Here is a 16,662-nt window from a genome sequence, read left to right as displayed (position 1 = left end):
CCGGACCCGGCCGGCCCGCCGGCCGCCGAGCGGCACCCGAGCCCGCCGGGCCCCGGGCGGCGGACGCCCGCCGCAGCCCGCAGGGCGAAACCGCCCCGCCCCGCCCGGCGCCTCCCCGGAACCGCCCCCACCGGCCCCCGGCACCGCACCGACGCGCCACGCAACGGCCGCCGGCTCACCGGTACGCCCCCGGCCGGGTGCTCAGCGGCCAGGCACAGCCGGCCAGCAGCACGGCCGGCCCGAGGGCGGCGGCGAGCAGGCCGCCCGGCGGCGGGGCGCCCAGCCAGTGGGCCGGGCCGGGGAGCGAGAGCGCGGCCGCGCCGCCCGCGGCGGTGAGGACCGCGATCGCCGCGGTGGCGGGCCGGCCCGCGGCCCGGACCGCGGCGGCCAGCAGCGACAGGGTGCCGAGCACCAGCAGCGCGGCCCAGGCGGTGGCGGGCGGGTCGCTGCCGACCGCCCGGCCCAGCCCGGCGAGAACGGCCAGCTGTGCCAGCACGGCCAGCGGCAGGACGGGCCGCAGCCGGGAGCGGAACTCCCCCAGCGTGGCGGCCGCGGTCTGCCGTCGGCCGTGCCGGCGCAGCCAGGCCGCGCCCCAGCCGGCGCCCGCGCCGCCGAGGGCGGCGACCAGCGCCGCTCCGGGGGCGCCGGCGGCCAGCAGCGCGAGCAGCAGCCCGGTACCGGCGCCCTGGCCGAGCGCGGCCCGGGGCAGTGCGACCCGGGGCCGCCGCCCGGCCGGCTCGCCGCGGACCAGGCCGTCGTCCGGGTCCCAGCCGTCCGACACCGCCGACGGCCGCGGCCCGGGGTCCTCCCACCGTGCGGTGAGCGCGCCCGCACCGGCGCCGGCGAGCACCGCGAGCGCGCCGCCGGGCAGGCCGCCGAGGGTCAGCGCGGGCAGCAGGGGCAGCAGGTGCGCGGCGGCGCCGCGGAGCGCGGCCGCGGGGAGGCCGTGCAGCGGCCCGGCCTGCGGCAGCGGTTCGCGGACGGGCGGGCGGCGCGGGACCCGGGCGTACAGCTCCTCGGCGAGGCCGAACACGTCGGCGTGCCGGTAGCGGGCGGTGCCGTCGGTGGCCAGGCCGGAGTCCTCCAGGGCGGCGGCGATCTCCAGCGGGTCGACCGCCTGCTCGCACAACTCCCGGTTGGCGTCCAGGAGTTCGCGGACGGGGTCGGCGGGCGGCGGGGTCACAGTGCCTCCGCGAGAGCGGGCCCGGCTTTGACCAGGGTGACCCCGGCGCGCTTGTCGGTGACCAGCGGGGCCGCCTCGGCGGGCCGGGCCGGCGCCGCGCTCTCGCCGCTGCCCGCCACCCAGTACTCGGCGGGCCGGGCGAACGGCCGGGCCCGGGTGCCGGGGCGGGCCGGGAACGCCGGGTAGCGGGAGACCAGTTCGAGGTAGATCTCGCGGAACGCGCCGACCACCGGCTCCACGGCGAAGCGTTCCTGCGCCCGCAGCCGGCCGGCCAGGCCCAGCCGGGAGCGCCGCTCGTGGTCGCCGAGCAGCGCCAGGCAGGCCCCGGCCAGGGCGCGCGGGCTGCGCGGCGGCACCAGCAGCCCGGTGGGGCCGAGCACCTCGCGGGCCACCCCGACCTCGGTGGCCACCACGGCCCGCCCGGACAGCATGGCGTCGGCCAGCAGCCGGGGGCTGCGCTGGGCGAGCGCGCTGAACACCACGGCGCTGCCGGACTCCCAGGCGGCGGCCGGGGACTCGGGCAGTCCGGCGAACTCGACGGCCTCCTCGACGCCGAGCCGTTCGGCGATCGCCCGGCAGTGCGCGAGGTAGCCGGGCGCGCCCTCCTCGCCGTACATCTTCAGCCGGGCGCCCGGCAGTTCGGCCCGGACGTGGGCGAAGGCGTGCAGCATCAGTTCGGGGTCGCGCCCGGGCTCCAGCGCGCCGGCCCAGACCAGCGTGGGGGCCTCCGGCTCCTTCCCGGCGGCGGGCCGCCCGGTGGCGGGGGTGCCCTCGTGGACGATCCGGGTCCGGGCCGGGTCGCTGCCGCAGCGCTGCTGCCACTGCCGGTCGTAGGCGCTGCCGGGGGTGAGCACGGCGGCCTGCCGGTAGGTCTCCTCGGTGAGCTGCCGGAAGAAGGACAGCAGCAGCGCGCGCACCGGCCAGCGGTAGGGGGCGGAGCGGTAGCCGCGGTACTGCTCGCGCAGGTGCAGCCCGTGCTCGGTGACCACGAACGGGACGCCGTGCAGCTCGCGGGCGACCAGCGCGGGCAGCGCGGCCGGCCCGCCGCCGACCACGTGGCACAGGTCGGCGCCGCCCAGTCCGGCCGGGCCGGTGCCGTACCAGGGCGCGGACAGCGGCCGCAGGCACTGCTCCAGCAGGTCGGCGGCCACCAGGACGTCGCAGACCAGCGGCTGGCCGCCGGCGGTGTCGGCGCCTGGCATCCGCCAGATCCGCTCCAGCGCCCGGTGGGCGTGGCCGGAGGCGAGGAACGCGGGCAGCGCGTCGTCCTCCCGGCCGAGCTCGGCGAGCCGGTACAGCGCGGGCCCGAAGCCGGCCCGCTCGCCGGGCGCCACCAGCGCCCGGACCAGTTCCTCGTACGCCCGGACGTAGGCCCGGCGGCGCAGCGGGGTGGGCCCGCGGCCGGCCGGGCGGCGGCCCCACATGGGCAGTTCGTGGACGCCGTGCAGGCCGCGCACGCCGCTCGGGGGGGCGGGCCGGTCGGCGGGGAGCAGCCGGTAGAGCCGGAACTCGTGCTCGGGCAGGCCGCTGACCAGGCGGCCGCACCAGCCTCCTTCGCCACGCTGCGCGTTGGTGAGGGTGCCCTCGGTGAGCAGAGCGATGCGCACGACGCCTCCAGAGCAGAGCGTTTCGACTGGGTTCACGGCCCTACGACACAGGGGAGTGCGTCTGTGCGCTCGACGGCCGTCCGGCCGGTGTCCGCTCCCCGCGTCCGCCGCCCTCGCCGTCTCGCCCCCCACACCTGTTCGGTCCGACAACACGACGGTAGAGCTCCGGGCCGAGCCCCCTAGGGGCCCGGCCCGGCTTGCCACACCATCGAGTGAACGGCCGTGACCTCGCGTGTACCCGCTCCGTTTTCGGCGTTCGCGCCCGACTGCGCCGGGCGTACGCCTCGGCCCGGCCGCGCGGCGGCCCCGCTCAGCCCTGCCGCTCGGCCTCCGCGAGCAGCTCCCGGACGGCGCGGGCGACCGGCTCGGGGTGCTCCAGCATCGCCACGTGCCCGGAGTGCGGCAGCACCAGCAGGCGGGCGTCCCGGAACGCGGCGCAGGCCCGCCGGGCGGAGCGGTAGGAGACCAGCTTGTCCTTGAGCCCGTACACCAGCAGCACCGGCGCGGTGACCTGCTCGGCCTGCCGCCACAGCGACTGGTCGCCGCGCTCGGTGTACGCGCTGACGATGCCGCGGGCGGACCCGGCGAGCACGGTCAGCGCGTACGGCAGCGCGGTGCGGCGGCGGTACTCGGCGACGGCGCGGGCCCGGCGGTGGGCGGGGATGGCCGCGGGGTCGGCGTAGACCAGCCGCAGCAGGTCGGCGGTGGCGACCTCCGGGTCGGCGGCCGGGCCGCGCCGGCGGACCAGTTCGGCGACGCCGGGGACGGCCAGCAGCCCGGTGGTCCAGGCGGTGCGCTGCGGGGGCAGTTCGGGCAGCGCGGGTGAGATCAGGGTCAGGGTGCGCACCAGGTCGGGCCGGACGGCGGCGAGCCGGACGGCGACCGCGCCGCCGAGCGAGTTGCCGAACAGGTGGACCGGGCCGCGGCCGGACTCCTCCAGGTACCCGATGACGGCGCGGACGTGCCCGGAGATCGTCAGGTTGCCGTCCAGCGGCGGGGCGGAGTGCCCGAAGCCGGGCAGGTCGACCGCTTCGCCGTCGACGTCCCCGGCGAGCTGGTCGAGCAGTTCCAGCCAGTTGTCCGCGGACCCGCCGAGGCCGTGCACGAACAGTGCGGGCGGCAGCCCGTCCCGGGGTTCGGAGTGGCGGCTGACGGCCAGTTCCGCTCCGGGCACCTCGACGGTGCGGTACGGCTCCAGGGCGGCGAGGGGGTGCTGGGCGGCGCTCATGGAGCACGATGGTAGTGACGGACCACCCGGCGCCGGTGCGGAGCACGGCCGGTCACGGGCCCGTCGCGGCCCCGTCTCGACCTGTGGACAGTCCGGGCCCGGGTCGTATTGTGGGCTCCCGACAAGGGGCGGTTGTGCGCTTTACTCGGCTTCACCCGCGCACAAACGGGTTACCGAAAAGTAGAATCAATCACCCTGCCAGCCCATCGCAGACCGTGAAGTGAGGAGCGCCGTGACGGCCATCCAGGAGGCGCAGGAGCGTCCGCGCGGTGCCCGCCTGCCGCGAAGCGCCCGCCGTGAACAACTGCTCGGAGCCGCCCAGGAGGTGTTCGTCGCCCAGGGCTACCACGCCGCGGCCATGGACGACATCGCCGAGCGGGCCGGCGTCAGCAAGCCGGTGCTCTACCAGCACTTCCCGGGCAAGCTCGAGCTCTACCTCGCGCTGCTCGACAAGCACTGCGACGCCCTGGTCGACGGCACCCGTGCCGCGCTGGAGGCGACCAACGACAACAAGCAGCGCGTCGCCGCGACCATGGAGGCGTACTTCCACTACGTCTCCAGCGAGTCGGGCGCGTTCCGGCTGGTCTTCGAGTCGGACCTGACCAACGACCCCGCGGTGCGCGAGCGGGTCGAGCGGGCCACCGACCTGAGCGCCACGCTGGTCTCCAAGGTGATCGCCGAGGACACCGACCTCCCGGAGGCGGAGGCCAAGCTGCTCGCGGTCGGCGTCTGCGGCCTGGCCCAGATCACCGCCCGGTACTGGCTCTCCCAGGAGTCCGAGATCCCGCGCGACGAGGCGGTCCGGCTGGTCGCCAGCCTGGCCTGGCGCGGTCTGAAGGGCTTCCCGATGCACCCGACCCAGGACGGCGTCGGCGGCCTCGGCGACTGACCGCGGATTCGGCCCTGAGCGGACCGGCCCCCGACCTTCGCCGCACAGCTGCCCTGCTGCCTTAAGGTGATGCCCGTACGGCGCGCCGCCCGCGAACGGGCGGTCCGGCGCGCGCGGCCAGCTACCGGAGGGACGGAAGCCGTGGAGGTCAAGATCGGCGTGCAGAACGCGAACCGGGAGATCGTCCTGGAGAGCGCGCAAACTGCCGAAGAGGTCGCGGACGCGGTCGCGAAGGCCCTGGACGGCAGCTCGAAGCTGTTCACGCTGTCCGACGAGCACGGTCGCAAGGTGCTGGTCCCCGCCGAGCGGCTGGCCTACGTCGAGATCGGCGAGCCGTCGGTCCGCAAGGTCGGTTTCGGCACGCTCTGAAGCCTGTGCCACGGCGCCCCGTTCCCCCGCCCGGGGGGACGGGGCGCCGTGCTGTGCGTACCGGGGGGCCCGGGCGGGTAGGCGGAGTGCTGCCGCAGCGTCGCACGCCCCGGGAGGCAGCCGTGTGGGAGACGATCGCCTTCGTCCTGATCGGCCTGGCCGTCGGGGTCGGTGCCGTGCTGGCCCGACCGGACCTGTTCCCGGGCCCGCGCGGGCTGCCGGTCGGCACCGCGCTGTTCGCCGCCGTGCTGGCCGGCCGGATCAGCCGCTACGTGCTGGACGGGCGGGTGCCGGCGGCGCAGCTGGCGATCTCGGCGGCGGTGGCGGTCCTGCTGGTGTCGGTGCCGGCCCGCCCCGACCTGCTGCCGAAGCACCGCGGCCGGCACCGGCACGGCTGAGCGGTCCGCGCCCGCCCCGGCCGGTCAGGAGGCCAGGCCCAGGGCGGCCATCCGCTTGGTGTGGGTCTCGGTGATCCGGTTGAACATCTTGCCGACCTCGACCAGGTCGAAGCCGCGCACCTGCGCGCCGCCGACCAGCAGGTTGGACAGCGCGTCGCGCTCGGCCACCACCCGCTGGGCCTGGCTGAGCGCCTCGCCCATCAGCCGCCGGCCCCACAGCGCGAGCCGGCCGCCGACCCGCGGGTCCTCGGCGATCGCCTGCCGCACCCGGTCCACCGCGAACTCGGCGTGCCCGGTGTCGGACATCACCCGGAGCACCAGCTCCCGGGTGTCGTCGTCGAGGCGGACGGCCACCTCGCGGTAGAAGTCGGTGGCGATCGCGTCGCCGACGTACGCCTTGACCAGGCCCTCCAGCCAGTCGGAGGGCTTGGTCAGCCGGTGGAACGCCTCCAGCGGCTCGAGGAACGGCTCCATCACGGCGACCGGGTCGGCGCCGACCTCGGCCAGCCGGTCGTGCAGCAGCTGGTAGTGCTGGTACTCGGCGGCGGCCATCCGGGCCAGCGCGGCCTTCTCCTCGATGCCGGGGGCGAACTTGGCGTCCTCGGCCAGCCGCTCGAAGGCACTCAGCTCGCCGTACGCGAGCGCGCCGAGCAGGTCCAGCACGGCCGCCCGGTACTGCGGGTCGGCGGCGCGGGCCGACCAGGGCCCGATCGAGTCGGTGACCTCGTCACCGGGTTCCTGAGTCTCCATGGCACCAGACCTTAGTGGTCCGAACCGGTCCGGAACCCGTCCGCCGCCCGTCTCCCGCCCGGTCGCCACCCGGGCGCGGCCGGTCGGAGTAGCCGCCGTCACGTGTTCGAGTCGTCGCTTGACTGTATGGTAGGTAGTGAGGCCAGGTGTAGGACCCGCGCGGCCCGTCCGTTCCACGGCAGGCCGCGCAGCCGTGCCCGGTGGCGTTCCGCCGCCCGGTGCAGCACCCGGCGCTCACGTACGCGGATGCCCGGTCGGAGACCCGATCGGCTCCGACCTGGCCCGAGCCTCGGGCCCAGGCACCGCATCAGGCCGAGCGAGGGCCGCGCGGACGACGCCGACAGCGTGCCGGTCCGCACCACCCCGTCCAACGGGACGCCCTCCGCCGCGCCGCCCGCCCGACACGCCCCGTACGGGGCTGCCCGGGCGAGGCAGGACGCGCTTACGCCCGGCCCTCCACACGGAAGAGGCAGCACCCTGTCCACCAACGACCCCATCAAGACGACGTTCCGGGACCTCGGGATCCTCCCGGAGACCGCCGAGGCCCTGGAGGCCGTGGGCATCGTCCACCCGTTCCCGATCCAGGAGATGACCCTGCCGGTCGCGCTGACCGGCCACGACGTCATCGGCCAGGCCAAGACCGGCACCGGCAAGACCCTCGGCTTCGGCCTCCCGCTGATCGAGCGCGTCGTGGTGCAGGCCGACATCGCCGCCGGCCGGGCCACCGCCGAGCAGCTCTCCGAGGGCCCGCAGGCACTCATCGTGGTGCCCACCCGCGAGCTCTGCACCCAGGTCACCAACGACCTGCAGACCGCCGGCAAGGTCCGCAACGTGCGCGTCCTCGCCGTGTACGGCGGCCGCGCCTACGAGCCGCAGGTCGAGGCGCTGAAGAAGGGCGTCGACATCGTCGTCGGCACCCCCGGCCGCCTGCTCGACCTCGCCGGCCAGCGCAAGCTCGACCTGTCCAAGGTCCGCTCGCTGGTGCTGGACGAGGCCGACGAGATGCTCGACCTCGGCTTCCTGCCGGACGTCGAGAAGATCATCACCATGCTGCCCGCCAAGCGGCAGACCCTGCTCTTTTCGGCCACCATGCCCGGCCAGGTCATCTCGCTGGCCCGCCGGTACATGAGCCAGCCCACCCACATCCGCGCCGCCGCCCCGGACGACACCGGCACCACGGTCGCCAACATCGAGCAGCACATCTTCCGTGCGCACTCGCTCGACAAGGTCGAGATGGTCTCCCGGATCCTGCAGGCCGACGGCCGCGGCCTGGCGATGATCTTCTGCCGCACCAAGCGCACCACCGCCGACGTCGCCGAGCAGCTCACCAAGCGCGGCTTCGCGGCCGGCGCGGTGCACGGCGACCTCGGCCAGGGCGCCCGCGAGCAGGCGCTGCGCGCCTTCCGCAACGGCAAGGTCGACGTCCTGGTCTGCACCGACGTCGCCGCCCGCGGCATCGACGTCGAGGGCGTCACGCACGTCATCAACTACCAGTGCACCGACGACGAGAAGACCTACCTGCACCGGATCGGCCGCACCGGCCGGGCCGGCGCCTCGGGCACCGCCGTCACCCTGGTCGACTGGGACGACATCCCGCGCTGGCAGCTCATCAACAAGGCGCTGGACCTCCCGTTCAACGACCCGGAGGAGACCTACTCCAGCTCGCCGCACCTGTACGAGCTGCTCCGCATCGCGCCCGGCACCAAGGGCGTCCTGCCCCGCTCCGAGCGCACCCGGGCCGGTCTGGCCGCCGAAGAGGTCGAGGACCTCGGTGAGACCGGCGGACGCGGCGGACGCGGCGGCGCCCGCACGGCCGGCCGCAGTGGCCGCCCCGCTGCCGCCGCCCCCGAGACGCCGGCTCCCGCCGAGCGTCCGGCCCGCCGCTCCCGTGAGCGCCGCCGCACCCGTTCCGGCGGCGCCGCGGCCGGCGCCGCCGCCACCCCGGTTGTCGAGCAGCCCGCCGCCGACACCACCGCGGCGCCGGTCGAGGGCCGCGGCGCGCGCAAGCGCACCCGCGGCCGCCGCGGTGCGGCCGAGACGCCGGCGGCCGTCGAGACCGCCGTGGTCGAGACCCCCGCCGTGGCCGAGCAGGTCGCCGTGGCCCAGCCGGTCGCCGAGGCCGACGCCCCGGCCCGTGCCCCGCGCAAGCGCACCCGCAAGGCGGCCGAGCCGGTCGTCGAGACGGGCGCCGCCGAGGCCCCGGCCGTGGTCGAAGCCGCCGCCCCGGTGGTCGAGGAGCCGGTCATCCGCTCCCGGACGCCGCAGCAGCGGCCCGTCCGCGACCGGTTCACCGGCCTGGTCGTGGGCGAGGAGAGCGCTTCGGCCCCGCGCAGGCGCACCGTCAAGAAGGCGGCCGCCGAGCCCGTGGTGACCGACGAGGCCGCCCCGGCCCCGCGCAAGCGGGTCGCCAAGAAGGCCGCCGCCCCCGTGGCGCAGGCCCCGGTGACCGAGGAAGCCGCCGCCCCCGTGGCGCAGGCCCCGGTGACCGAGGAAGCCGCCGCCCCCGTGGCGCAGGCCCCGGTGACCGAGGAAGAAGCGACCCCCGTGGCGCAGGCCCCGGTGGCCGAGGAGGCCGCGCCCGCGCCCCGCAAGCGCGCGACCAGGAAGGCCGTCGCCGACACCGCGGTGCCGACCGAGGAGGCCGCCCCGGCCCCCCGCAAGCGCACCGTCAAGAAGGCGGCCGCCGAGCCCGTGGTGACCGAGGAGGCCGCCCCGGCGCCGCGCAAGCGGGTCGCCAAGAAGGCCGCCGCCCCCGTGGCGCAGGCCCCGCTGGCGGAGGAAGCCGCGCCCGCGCCCCGCAAGCGCGCGACCAGGAAGGCCGTCGCCGACACCGCGGTGCCGACCGACGAGGCCGCCCCGGCCCCCCGCAAGCGCACCGTCAAGAAGGCCACCGCGGCCACCGCCGAGGAGATCCCGGCCCCCCGCCGCACCCGCAAGGCCGTCGAGCAGTAGGACGACCCGCGAGCGGTACCCGCACCACTCAGGGGCGCGTGGGGGCACCTCCCGACCGGAAGGCCGGGGGTGCCCCCACGCGCCCCTGTCTGCGCGTCCTCCGCGTCCCTCGCCGGCCCGCCGCCGGGTCGGCCGTATGGTGACGGTGTCGGGTGATCGCGTGAGAGGCCACAGCACATGAGTACGCCGCCGTTCCTGAAGCTGCCGGGTTGTGTGCGGGCGGTCCGCGTGGCGGGACTGGCCGGGTTGTGCGGGGAGCCTGGCGGGGCGGTGCGGGGGACGGCGTTGCTGGTGCCGGGGTTCACGGGCAGCAAGGAGGACTTCATCGCGCTGCTGGAGCCGCTGGCCGAGGCGGGCTTCCGCACCGTCGCGGTGGATCAGCGCGGGCAGTTCGAGTCGGGCGGCCCGGACGACCCGGCGGCTTACACGATCGAGGCGCTGGGCGCGGACGTCCGGGCTCTCGCCGGGCAGCTCGGGGCCTCCGGCCCCTTGCACCTGCTGGGGCACTCCTTCGGCGGCCAGGTGGTCCGCGAGGCGGTGCTGCAGGACCCGGACGAGCAGCCGTGGAGTTCGTTGACGCTGCTGTCGACCGGCCCGGGGGCGATCGATCCGGCGGAGGGGGCGCGGACGGCGCTGCTGCTGGACGCGCTGGGGTCGATGGACCTGGAGTCGATCTGGCAGGTGATGCGGGAGATGGAGGGCGAGCGGGTGCCCCCGCTGGACCCGGAGATCGCCGAGTTCCTGCACCGCCGTTGGCTGGGGAACCACCCGCGGGCGCTGCGGGCGGCGGCCGCGCACCTGGTCTCGGCGCCGGACCGGGTGGCCGAGTTGGCGGCGGTGGGGCTGCGGACGCACGTGCTCTCGGGTGAGCGGGACTACGCGTGGCCGGTGCCGGAGCAGTCGCGGATGGCGGAGCGCCTGGGTGCGCACCGCACGGTGATCGCGGGCGCGGGCCACTCCCCCAACGCCGAGCGCCCGGCCGAGACGGCTGCTGCCCTGGCCGCCTTCTGGTCCGCCTGACGGCTGCCGTTCCCGGGGGTCCCCGGAGATCTTTGCGCCCGCTTCCGGGGCACCGGCAGGCTTCCTGACGGCCACTCAGAAGTCGGGTGAAATATTCACGCGACAGGAATCGTTAGCTCGGGTAATATTTGAATTCGTCCGGGATCAGTACCCTCCGGCGGCCGCACCCTCCTCCGGCCGCCGAAACCACGGATTTACCGGCGGGCAACCGCCGGGAAGCAGCGTCGCGGCACAGTGAGTCATCGAGGCACCTCTGCCTCCCTCCAGTGCCGCAAGGAAAGTGCCGCTGAAGAAGTCCTGTTCGAGAGTGGGGGGAGCGACGGGTGACTGCACCTGCCGGACGTCCGACCCAGCCCACGCCGACGGGCCATCGTGTGATGGCCGACCGCCGGCCGAGTCCGCCTCGGAGCCCGAGGACGGGAAGGGAGAGGCCCATGCATTTCGAGATCCTTCGCCTGGATCACGCCGGCGCGGAGACCGATCGGCTGATCGCCGACGCGGAGACCGTGTCCGAGTACCTGAAGACCGCCGCGCAGACCGGCGAACGCCTGTACATCCGGCCGTGCAAGGCCGTGTGACCGGACGCGGACGCGCCGAGCCGTCCGACGTTCCGATACCCAACTGACGCCCCGTCACCGCAGGAGACCCCTGGGACCGACGGGGCGTCAGTGCGTTCGGGGGCTGCGACCTGCGGGGGTTTGGCAGCGGGTCGCCCGGGACATCACCCTGCCGTGCCGGGCCGGTGCCCGGGGCGGGTCGCGACGCACTCCTTACGGGTGATCGTCCTTGACGGAGCTGTCCGGAGGGAGGACCGTTGTCGGTTATGAGGGGCGAGCCAAGCTGCCCGAGGTGCGCCGGTCGGGTCCGCGCCCCCGGTCTCTTCTCCGACACCTGGCAGTGCGATCTGCACGGTGCCGTGCACCCGATGCAGCCGGTGCTGCCCCCCAGCATCGAGGCGCTGAACGTCGCGGTGAACCGCTCGCAGGTCCCGGTGTGGCTGCCCTGGCCGCTGCCGGTGGGCTGGCTGTTCACCGGCATCGCGCACGCGGGTGACGACCTGTCAGGGGCCCGCGCCACCGCCGTCGCCTGTTCGGGGCCGGCGCCGCTCGGCGGGTTCGGCGAACTGGTGCTGGTGGCTGAGGAGCTGGGCATCGGGCTGGGCGCGCGGTACGCGGGGCTGGACGGGCCGGACCCGGGCGATTCGGTGGCGCTGTACAAGCCGGCCGACGCCAAGCTGATGGCGGCGGGGCGGCCGACCCCGATGTTCCACGTCCCGGGCGCGCCGGACGACCGCGCGGTGTACGTGGGCGAGGCACGCGGCCTGTGGCTGTGGGCGATCGCCTGGCCCGAGCAGTCCGCGCTGCTGATGCACGACGAACTGGTGCTGACCGACCTGCGGGACGCGGGCGCCGAACTCGGCCTGCTGCCCTGCGGGGCGCTCACCCCGCGCCTGTTGGGCTGACCGGCTCCCTATCCTGGGCGGCATGCGCATCGATCTGCACGCCCACAGCAATGCCTCGGACGGCACCGACTCCCCCGCCGAGCTGGTCGCCAACGCGGTGGCCGCCGGACTGGACGTGGTGGCGCTGACCGACCACGACACCGTGGCGGGGTACGGGGAGGCGGCGGCCGCGGTGGCCGGGACGGGCCTGACCCTGGTGCCGGGCGCCGAACTGTCCTGCCACGTGGACGGGATCAGCATGCATCTGCTGGCCTACCTGTTCGACCCGGCGGAGCCGGAGTTCGCGGCCGAGCGTGAACTGGTGCGCACCGACCGGTTCCGGCGCGGCCGGGCGATCGTGGAGCGCTGCCGGGAGTTGGGCGCGCCGATCAGCTGGGAGCAGGTGGAGCGGATCGCCGGCGCCGGCTCGGTGGGGCGGCCGCACATCGCCTCGGCGCTGGTGGAGGCCGGCGTGGTGGCCACCGTCTCGGACGCGTTCACCCCCGAGTGGCTGGCCAACGACGGGCGGGCGGACGTCCGCAAGCACGAGACCGATCCGGTGACGGCGGTCCGGCTGGTGCGGGCGGCGGGCGGGGTGCCGGTGTTCGCGCACCCGGGCGCGGTGAAGCGCGGGCGGACGGTGTCGGACGCGGTGATCGCCGAGCTGGCCGCGGCGGGCCTGGGCGGCCTGGAGGTGGACCACGTCGACCACGACGACGAGACCCGGGTCCGACTGCGCGGCCTGGCGGGCGAGTTGGGGCTGCTGGTGACGGGTTCCAGCGACTACCACGGCAGCCGCAAGACGGTCCGGCTGGGCGAGCACACCACCGACCCGGCGGTGTACGGGGCACTGCTGGCGCAGGCGACGGGGGCGAAGCCGATCACCGGGTGACGCGCTCGGCGCGCCCGCCGCCCGGGAGCACCCGGGACGCGGAGAATGCCCGGTATGAGCGGCGTGATCGACGGCAAGGTCTTCGGGTCGCTGTTCGTCACGCTGTTCGTGATCATGGATCCGCCGGGCACCATCCCGATCTTCCTGGCGCTCACCTCCGGCCGGGCGGGCAAGGTGCAGCGCCGGATGGCCTGGCAGGCCGCGGCGGTGGCGCTCGGGGTGATCACCTGCTTCGGCCTGTTCGGCCAGCAGATCCTCAGCTACCTGCACGTGTCGATCCCGGCGCTGCAGGTCTCCGGCGGCATCCTGCTGCTGCTGATCGCGCTGGACCTGCTGACCGGGCGGATCGAGGAGCCGACCCAGACCAAGGACGTCAACGTGGCCCTGGTGCCGCTGGGGACGCCGCTGCTGGCCGGGCCGGGGGCGATCGTGGCGGTGATCCTGGGGGTCCAGCAGGCCCACGGCTCGGCGCAGTACGTGGCGGTGTGGTCGGCGATCGTGGCGATCCACGGGGTGCTCTGGCTGACCATGCGCTTCTCGCTGGTGATCATCCGGGTGATCAAGGAGGGCGGCGTGGTGCTGATCACCCGGCTGTCCGGCCTGCTGCTGTCCGCGATCGCGGTGCAGCTGGTGGCCAGCGGGGTGTTCGGCTTCGTCGACGCCTATCCGGCCTGAGCCCGGGGCGCCCGGCCGGACCGCGCCCGACCTCGCCCCCGACTCCCCGTCAGTCCAGCGGGACGCCGCGGCGGTCGGGGTCGCGCAGGTCGGTGCCGTGCTTCAGCCAGCGCTCCTGCAGCGCCTCCGCGCCCTGGACGCGCTTGAACGCCGCCTCGTTGGGCGTCATCGGCAGCAGCGGCAGGAAGCGCACCGGGTCGGCGGGCGACGGGAGTTCGAGGTCCTCGACCAGTCCGCCGGGCTCGGCGGCCAGCACCGAGGTGAACGGGGCACCGGTCCACAGCGGAGAGCCCAGGTCGAGCGAGCCGCCGGGGGCCACCACCAGCCCCTCGACCTGCGGGCTGGCGGCGAACACGGCGAGCGCCTTGTGCGCCTCGTCGCGCCCGCCGCGCACCGTCAGCACCAGTTCGACCCGCGGGCCGCGCACCGGGTCGGCGACCGGTGCGGCCGGGTCGGCCATCGGTGCGGCGGCCATCCCGAGGGTCGCGTACCGGACCAGGCCGTCGGCGTCGGGACCGAACCGCAGCACCTCGATCCGGTCCGCGCCGAGGAAGGTGACGGCGGCCCGGCCGGTGGGTTCGCCGAAGGTGGCGAGCAGCCGGGCCTCGACGGCGTCCAGCACCGTCGACCGGGTGGGGCCGCCGTCGCCGTGACCGGCGTCGGGGCCTTCGGCCGGATTCGAGAAGTCGCCGAAGTGAGGGAAGTCGTGCGCCATGCCGCGACCTTAGCGCGCGCATGCGGCGGCGAACCTTGGCGCGACCTTTACCCGGCGGACGGCGAAGTCCCGGGCGCGGTCCCGGGAAGAGCTGTTAATGTGAGCGGTCGGCCTTGTGAATACGAACCAGGACCGCGACGGCCCCCGCGCGGGCCCCGGCGTGGAGGAGGTGGTCATGGTGGACAGCAGTCGACCATGCAGTACCGGCAGCTCTCCTCGGCCCACCCTGACCAGCCGCTCGCACGGCTGACCAAGGCTCCACGCAGCGTCGCGCCCGGCCGGGAGAGCACCTTCCCCGGGGTTCTTCCGCCGAAACCCGCTCGGCAGCGGATTTCTGACGCTTCCTCAACCCCGGCGTGTCCACCGGTGTTTTCCGCCGCCGCGCACCCGCCCGCCAGGCCGGGGCGCGCCGGTCCGGCCTTAGGGAGCCCGCGCCATGTCGATGATCAACAACCTGCGCGCCGCCGTCGTCCGCCCGACCCGCCGTCGGGTCGGCGACGACTTCGAGCCGCTGCACCCCGGGCGCACGCCGTCCGCCGTGGTGGACTGCGCCGTGTACCAGCAGGGCAAGCGGGCCGGGGAGACCTGCAGCCCGCGCGAGGCCGCCCGGCAGGTGAAGGCGGCCCACCAGACCGGGCCCGGTTCGTTCAGCTGGATCGGTCTGCACGAGCCCACCGAGGCCGAGTTCGAGGGCATCGCGCAGCGCTTCGGCCTGCACCCGCTGGCCGTCGAGGACGCCGTGCACGCGCACCAGCGCCCCAAGGTCGAGCGGTACGACGGCATGCTGTTCGCGGTGTTCAAGACCGTCCGGTACGTCGAGCACGAGCAGCTCACGCCGACCAGCGAGGTGGTCGAGACCGGCGAGCTGATGGTCTTCGCCGGCCCGGACTTCGTGATCACCGTCCGGCACGGCGCGCACTCCTCGCTGCGCGAGCTGCGCCACCGCCTGGAGGCGGACGCGGAGGACGCCGGCCTGCTCGCCAAGGGCCCGGCCGCCGTGCTGCACGCCATCGCCGACCACGTGGTGGACAACTACCTGCTGGTCGCCGAGCGCCTGCAGAACGACGTGGACGAGATCGAGTACGACGTGTTCGCCAACAAGGGCGGCCGCGGCGCCGACGTCGGCCGGGTCTACCAGCTCAAGCGTGAGGTGCTGGAGTTCAAGCGCGCCGTCACCCCGCTGCTGCGCCCGATGCTGCAGCTGTCCGAGCCGGCCCCGCGGCTGGTGGACCTGGAGATGCAGAAGTACTTCCGGGACGTCGCCGACCACCTGGCCCGGGTCAGCGAGCAGGTGCAGGGTTTCGACGAACTGCTCAACTCGCTGCTCCAGGCCAACCTGGCGCAGGTCTCGGTCGCCCAGAACGAGGACATGCGCAAGATCACCGCCTGGGCCGCGATCTTCGCCGTGCCGACCATGATCACCGGCGTGTACGGGATGAACTTCGAGCACATGCCGGAGCTGAAGTCGACGTACGGCTACCCGACCGTGCTCGGCGCGATCGTGCTGATCTGCGTCGGCATGTACCGCGGCTTCCGCCGCAACGGCTGGCTGTGACGGCCCGTCGGCGGGCGGGGCGTCAGCGGCGCTCCGCCCGGGCCACCAGGACCAGCCCCAGCAGGATCAGGCCGACCGCCGGGTAGGCGGCGGCCGGCGGCCACTGGCCCAGCCAGACGGCGGCGATCAGCGCCGCGCCCGGGGTCTCCAGCAGGATCGCCGTCGAGGTGATCGACGGGCCCAGGGTCCGCACCACCCGGTTGCTCAGCGAGTGCCCGAGCAGCTGCGCCGTCACCATCAGCAGGAAGATCTGCCACCAGGCGCCGGCCGGCCAGCCGCCCAGCCGACTGCCCGTCAGCAGGCAGGCTGCCAGCAGCGCCACCGCGCAGGTCGCGTAGCAGACCAGGGTGTACGCGGTGGTCGACACCGTCCGCCGGACCTCCGCGCCCAGCAGCATGTACCCGGCCGCCGCCGCGCCCGCGGCCAGCGCCAGCCCGTCCCCGAGCAGCGCCCGCGGCGACACCGACAGGTCGACCCCCGTCAGCACCAGCACGCCCGCGAACGCGACGCCGGTGCCCAGCCACACCAGCCGCGGCGCCCGCGCCCCGAACAGCCGCATCAGCAGGATCGTCCACAGCGGAGTGGTCGTCACCAGCGCCGTCGCCGACGCCACCGAGGTCATCCGCAGGCTCGGCATCCACAGCGCGAAGTGCAGCGCCAGCAGCACGCCCGCCGCGGTCGCCAGCAGCAGCGCCCGCCGTGGGATCCCGCGCAGCTCGGCCCGGTGCCGCCAGAGCGCGTACGGGCCCAGCACCGCCACCGACATGCTGTTGCGCCAGAACGCGATGGCCAGCGCGGGCGCGGCCGTCGCGCTGATCAGCGGCGCGGACAGCGAGATCCCGGCGATCGACACCGCTAGCAGCATCAGGTCGGTACGCGGCAGCTGCCGTCGCTCCCCGGTCGCCGGTGGTGCGGCGGGGACGGTGGTGCTGGCGGCGGTCACGGCGCTCCTTCGGGCGGTGTGGTGGACGGCATACACGGTAAGGGC

At 75.3% G+C, this 16,662-nt stretch carries 16 protein-coding genes; 10 read left to right on the top strand and 6 right to left on the bottom strand.

Translation table 11 applies throughout. The annotated features are described in order from the left end of the window. Positions 1-175: 175 nt before the first annotated feature. The 3 genes from BX266_RS21810 to BX266_RS21800 form a co-directional block, all read right to left on the bottom strand. Positions 176-1,183: a hypothetical protein gene (locus tag BX266_RS21810; RefSeq protein ID WP_099902311.1), complete on the bottom strand. Its 1,008-nt coding sequence runs from the start codon at positions 1,181-1,183 to the stop codon at positions 176-178. Further along, complete coding sequence (locus tag BX266_RS21805; protein ID WP_180290565.1) at positions 1,180-2,790, bottom strand: DUF3492 domain-containing protein; 1,611 nt, start codon at positions 2,788-2,790, stop codon at positions 1,180-1,182. Before BX266_RS21805 ends, BX266_RS21810 begins: the two co-directional genes overlap by 4 nt. A 310-nt stretch (positions 2,791-3,100) precedes the next feature. Further along, the gene (locus tag BX266_RS21800; RefSeq protein ID WP_099902307.1) at positions 3,101-4,018 is read right to left on the bottom strand and encodes an alpha/beta fold hydrolase; all 918 of its coding nucleotides are present in this window, start codon (positions 4,016-4,018) and stop codon (positions 3,101-3,103) included. A 232-nt stretch (positions 4,019-4,250) separates the two neighbouring features. On the opposite strand from BX266_RS21800, the gene BX266_RS21795 reads away from it, so the two are divergent. The 3 genes from BX266_RS21795 to BX266_RS21785 all read left to right on the top strand — a co-directional run bounded on the left by BX266_RS21795 (position 4,251) and on the right by BX266_RS21785 (position 5,674). Continuing rightward, entirely contained in the window at positions 4,251-4,907 is a 657-nt protein-coding gene (locus tag BX266_RS21795) for a TetR/AcrR family transcriptional regulator (protein ID WP_099902305.1), read from the top strand. A 141-nt stretch (positions 4,908-5,048) separates the two neighbouring features. After that, positions 5,049-5,276 carry a DUF3107 domain-containing protein gene (locus BX266_RS21790; protein ID WP_099902303.1) on the top strand — a complete coding sequence of 76 codons (228 nt, stop codon included), beginning with the start codon at positions 5,049-5,051 and terminating at the stop codon, positions 5,274-5,276. A gap of 122 nt (positions 5,277-5,398) precedes the next feature. After that, positions 5,399-5,674, top strand: a complete 276-nt coding sequence (locus BX266_RS21785) for a hypothetical protein (protein ID WP_099902301.1) — start codon at positions 5,399-5,401, stop codon at positions 5,672-5,674. A gap of 24 nt (positions 5,675-5,698) precedes the next feature. Here BX266_RS21785 and BX266_RS21780 read toward each other — a convergent pair whose 3' ends face one another. Next, positions 5,699-6,424, bottom strand: coding sequence for a ferritin-like fold-containing protein (locus BX266_RS21780; protein ID WP_099902299.1), 726 nt, complete (start codon positions 6,422-6,424; stop codon positions 5,699-5,701). A gap of 588 nt (positions 6,425-7,012) precedes the next feature. Here BX266_RS21780 and BX266_RS21775 point away from each other — a divergent pair. The 6 genes from BX266_RS21775 to BX266_RS21755 all read left to right on the top strand — a co-directional run bounded on the left by BX266_RS21775 (position 7,013) and on the right by BX266_RS21755 (position 13,404). Continuing rightward, positions 7,013-9,376: a DEAD/DEAH box helicase gene (locus BX266_RS21775; RefSeq protein ID WP_099902297.1), complete on the top strand. Its 2,364-nt coding sequence runs from the start codon at positions 7,013-7,015 to the stop codon at positions 9,374-9,376. A 177-nt stretch (positions 9,377-9,553) separates the two neighbouring features. Beyond that, a complete protein-coding gene (locus tag BX266_RS21770) occupies positions 9,554-10,396 on the top strand; it encodes an alpha/beta fold hydrolase (RefSeq protein WP_099902295.1) in 843 nt (280 codons plus the stop codon). Between the two features lie 434 nt (positions 10,397-10,830). Further along, positions 10,831-10,974: a hypothetical protein gene (locus BX266_RS38770; RefSeq protein ID WP_099902293.1), complete on the top strand. Its 144-nt coding sequence runs from the start codon at positions 10,831-10,833 to the stop codon at positions 10,972-10,974. A 245-nt stretch (positions 10,975-11,219) separates the two neighbouring features. Further along, positions 11,220-11,858, top strand: coding sequence for a DUF6758 family protein (locus BX266_RS21765; RefSeq protein WP_014137947.1), 639 nt, complete (start codon positions 11,220-11,222; stop codon positions 11,856-11,858). A 22-nt stretch (positions 11,859-11,880) separates the two neighbouring features. Next, positions 11,881-12,729 (top strand): PHP domain-containing protein, encoded by an 849-nt coding sequence (locus BX266_RS21760; RefSeq protein WP_099902291.1) that lies wholly within the window; start codon positions 11,881-11,883, stop codon positions 12,727-12,729. Between the two features lie 63 nt (positions 12,730-12,792). Further along, positions 12,793-13,404, top strand: a complete 612-nt coding sequence (locus BX266_RS21755) for a MarC family protein (protein ID WP_099908146.1) — start codon at positions 12,793-12,795, stop codon at positions 13,402-13,404. 49 nt (positions 13,405-13,453) lie between these two features. On the opposite strand, the gene BX266_RS21750 is transcribed toward BX266_RS21755, so the two are convergent. Then, a complete protein-coding gene (locus BX266_RS21750) occupies positions 13,454-14,119 on the bottom strand; it encodes a suppressor of fused domain protein (RefSeq protein WP_259464791.1) in 666 nt (221 codons plus the stop codon). A 436-nt stretch (positions 14,120-14,555) separates the two neighbouring features. Between BX266_RS21750 and BX266_RS21745 the strand changes: the two genes are divergently transcribed. Beyond that, complete coding sequence (locus BX266_RS21745; protein WP_099902289.1) at positions 14,556-15,674, top strand: magnesium and cobalt transport protein CorA; 1,119 nt, start codon at positions 14,556-14,558, stop codon at positions 15,672-15,674. 22 nt (positions 15,675-15,696) lie between these two features. Here the strand turns inward: BX266_RS21745 and BX266_RS21740 are convergent, their stop codons facing one another. Then, entirely contained in the window at positions 15,697-16,617 is a 921-nt protein-coding gene (locus tag BX266_RS21740; RefSeq protein WP_099902287.1) for a DMT family transporter, read from the bottom strand. Positions 16,618-16,662: the final 45 nt, after the last annotated feature.

The sequence above is a fragment of the Streptomyces sp. TLI_171 genome (assembly GCF_003610255.1).
Lineage (GTDB): Bacteria > Actinomycetota > Actinomycetes > Streptomycetales > Streptomycetaceae > Kitasatospora.
Note: the sequence above shows the minus strand (reverse complement) of the source record. Positions and strands in the feature narration are given on the sequence as shown.

Bases quoted from the DNA above. Each gene is read 5' to 3' on its own strand.
- BX266_RS21750 (WP_259464791.1), bottom strand. From the start codon at position 14,119: ATGGCGCACGACTTCCCTCACTTCGGCGACTTCTCGAATCCGGCCGAA.
- BX266_RS21775 (WP_099902297.1), top strand. From the start codon at position 7,013: ATGACCCTGCCGGTCGCGCTGACCGGCCACGACGTCATCGGCCAGGCC.
- BX266_RS21745 (WP_099902289.1), top strand. From the start codon at position 14,556: ATGTCGATGATCAACAACCTGCGCGCCGCCGTCGTCCGCCCGACCCGC.
- BX266_RS21780 (WP_099902299.1), bottom strand. From the start codon at position 6,424: ATGGAGACTCAGGAACCCGGTGACGAGGTCACCGACTCGATCGGGCCC.
- BX266_RS21800 (WP_099902307.1), bottom strand. From the start codon at position 4,018: ATGAGCGCCGCCCAGCACCCCCTCGCCGCCCTGGAGCCGTACCGCACC.
- BX266_RS38770 (WP_099902293.1), top strand. From the start codon at position 10,831: ATGCATTTCGAGATCCTTCGCCTGGATCACGCCGGCGCGGAGACCGAT.
- BX266_RS21765 (WP_014137947.1), top strand. From the start codon at position 11,220: ATGAGGGGCGAGCCAAGCTGCCCGAGGTGCGCCGGTCGGGTCCGCGCC.
- BX266_RS21760 (WP_099902291.1), top strand. From the start codon at position 11,881: ATGCGCATCGATCTGCACGCCCACAGCAATGCCTCGGACGGCACCGAC.
- BX266_RS21770 (WP_099902295.1), top strand. From the start codon at position 9,554: ATGAGTACGCCGCCGTTCCTGAAGCTGCCGGGTTGTGTGCGGGCGGTC.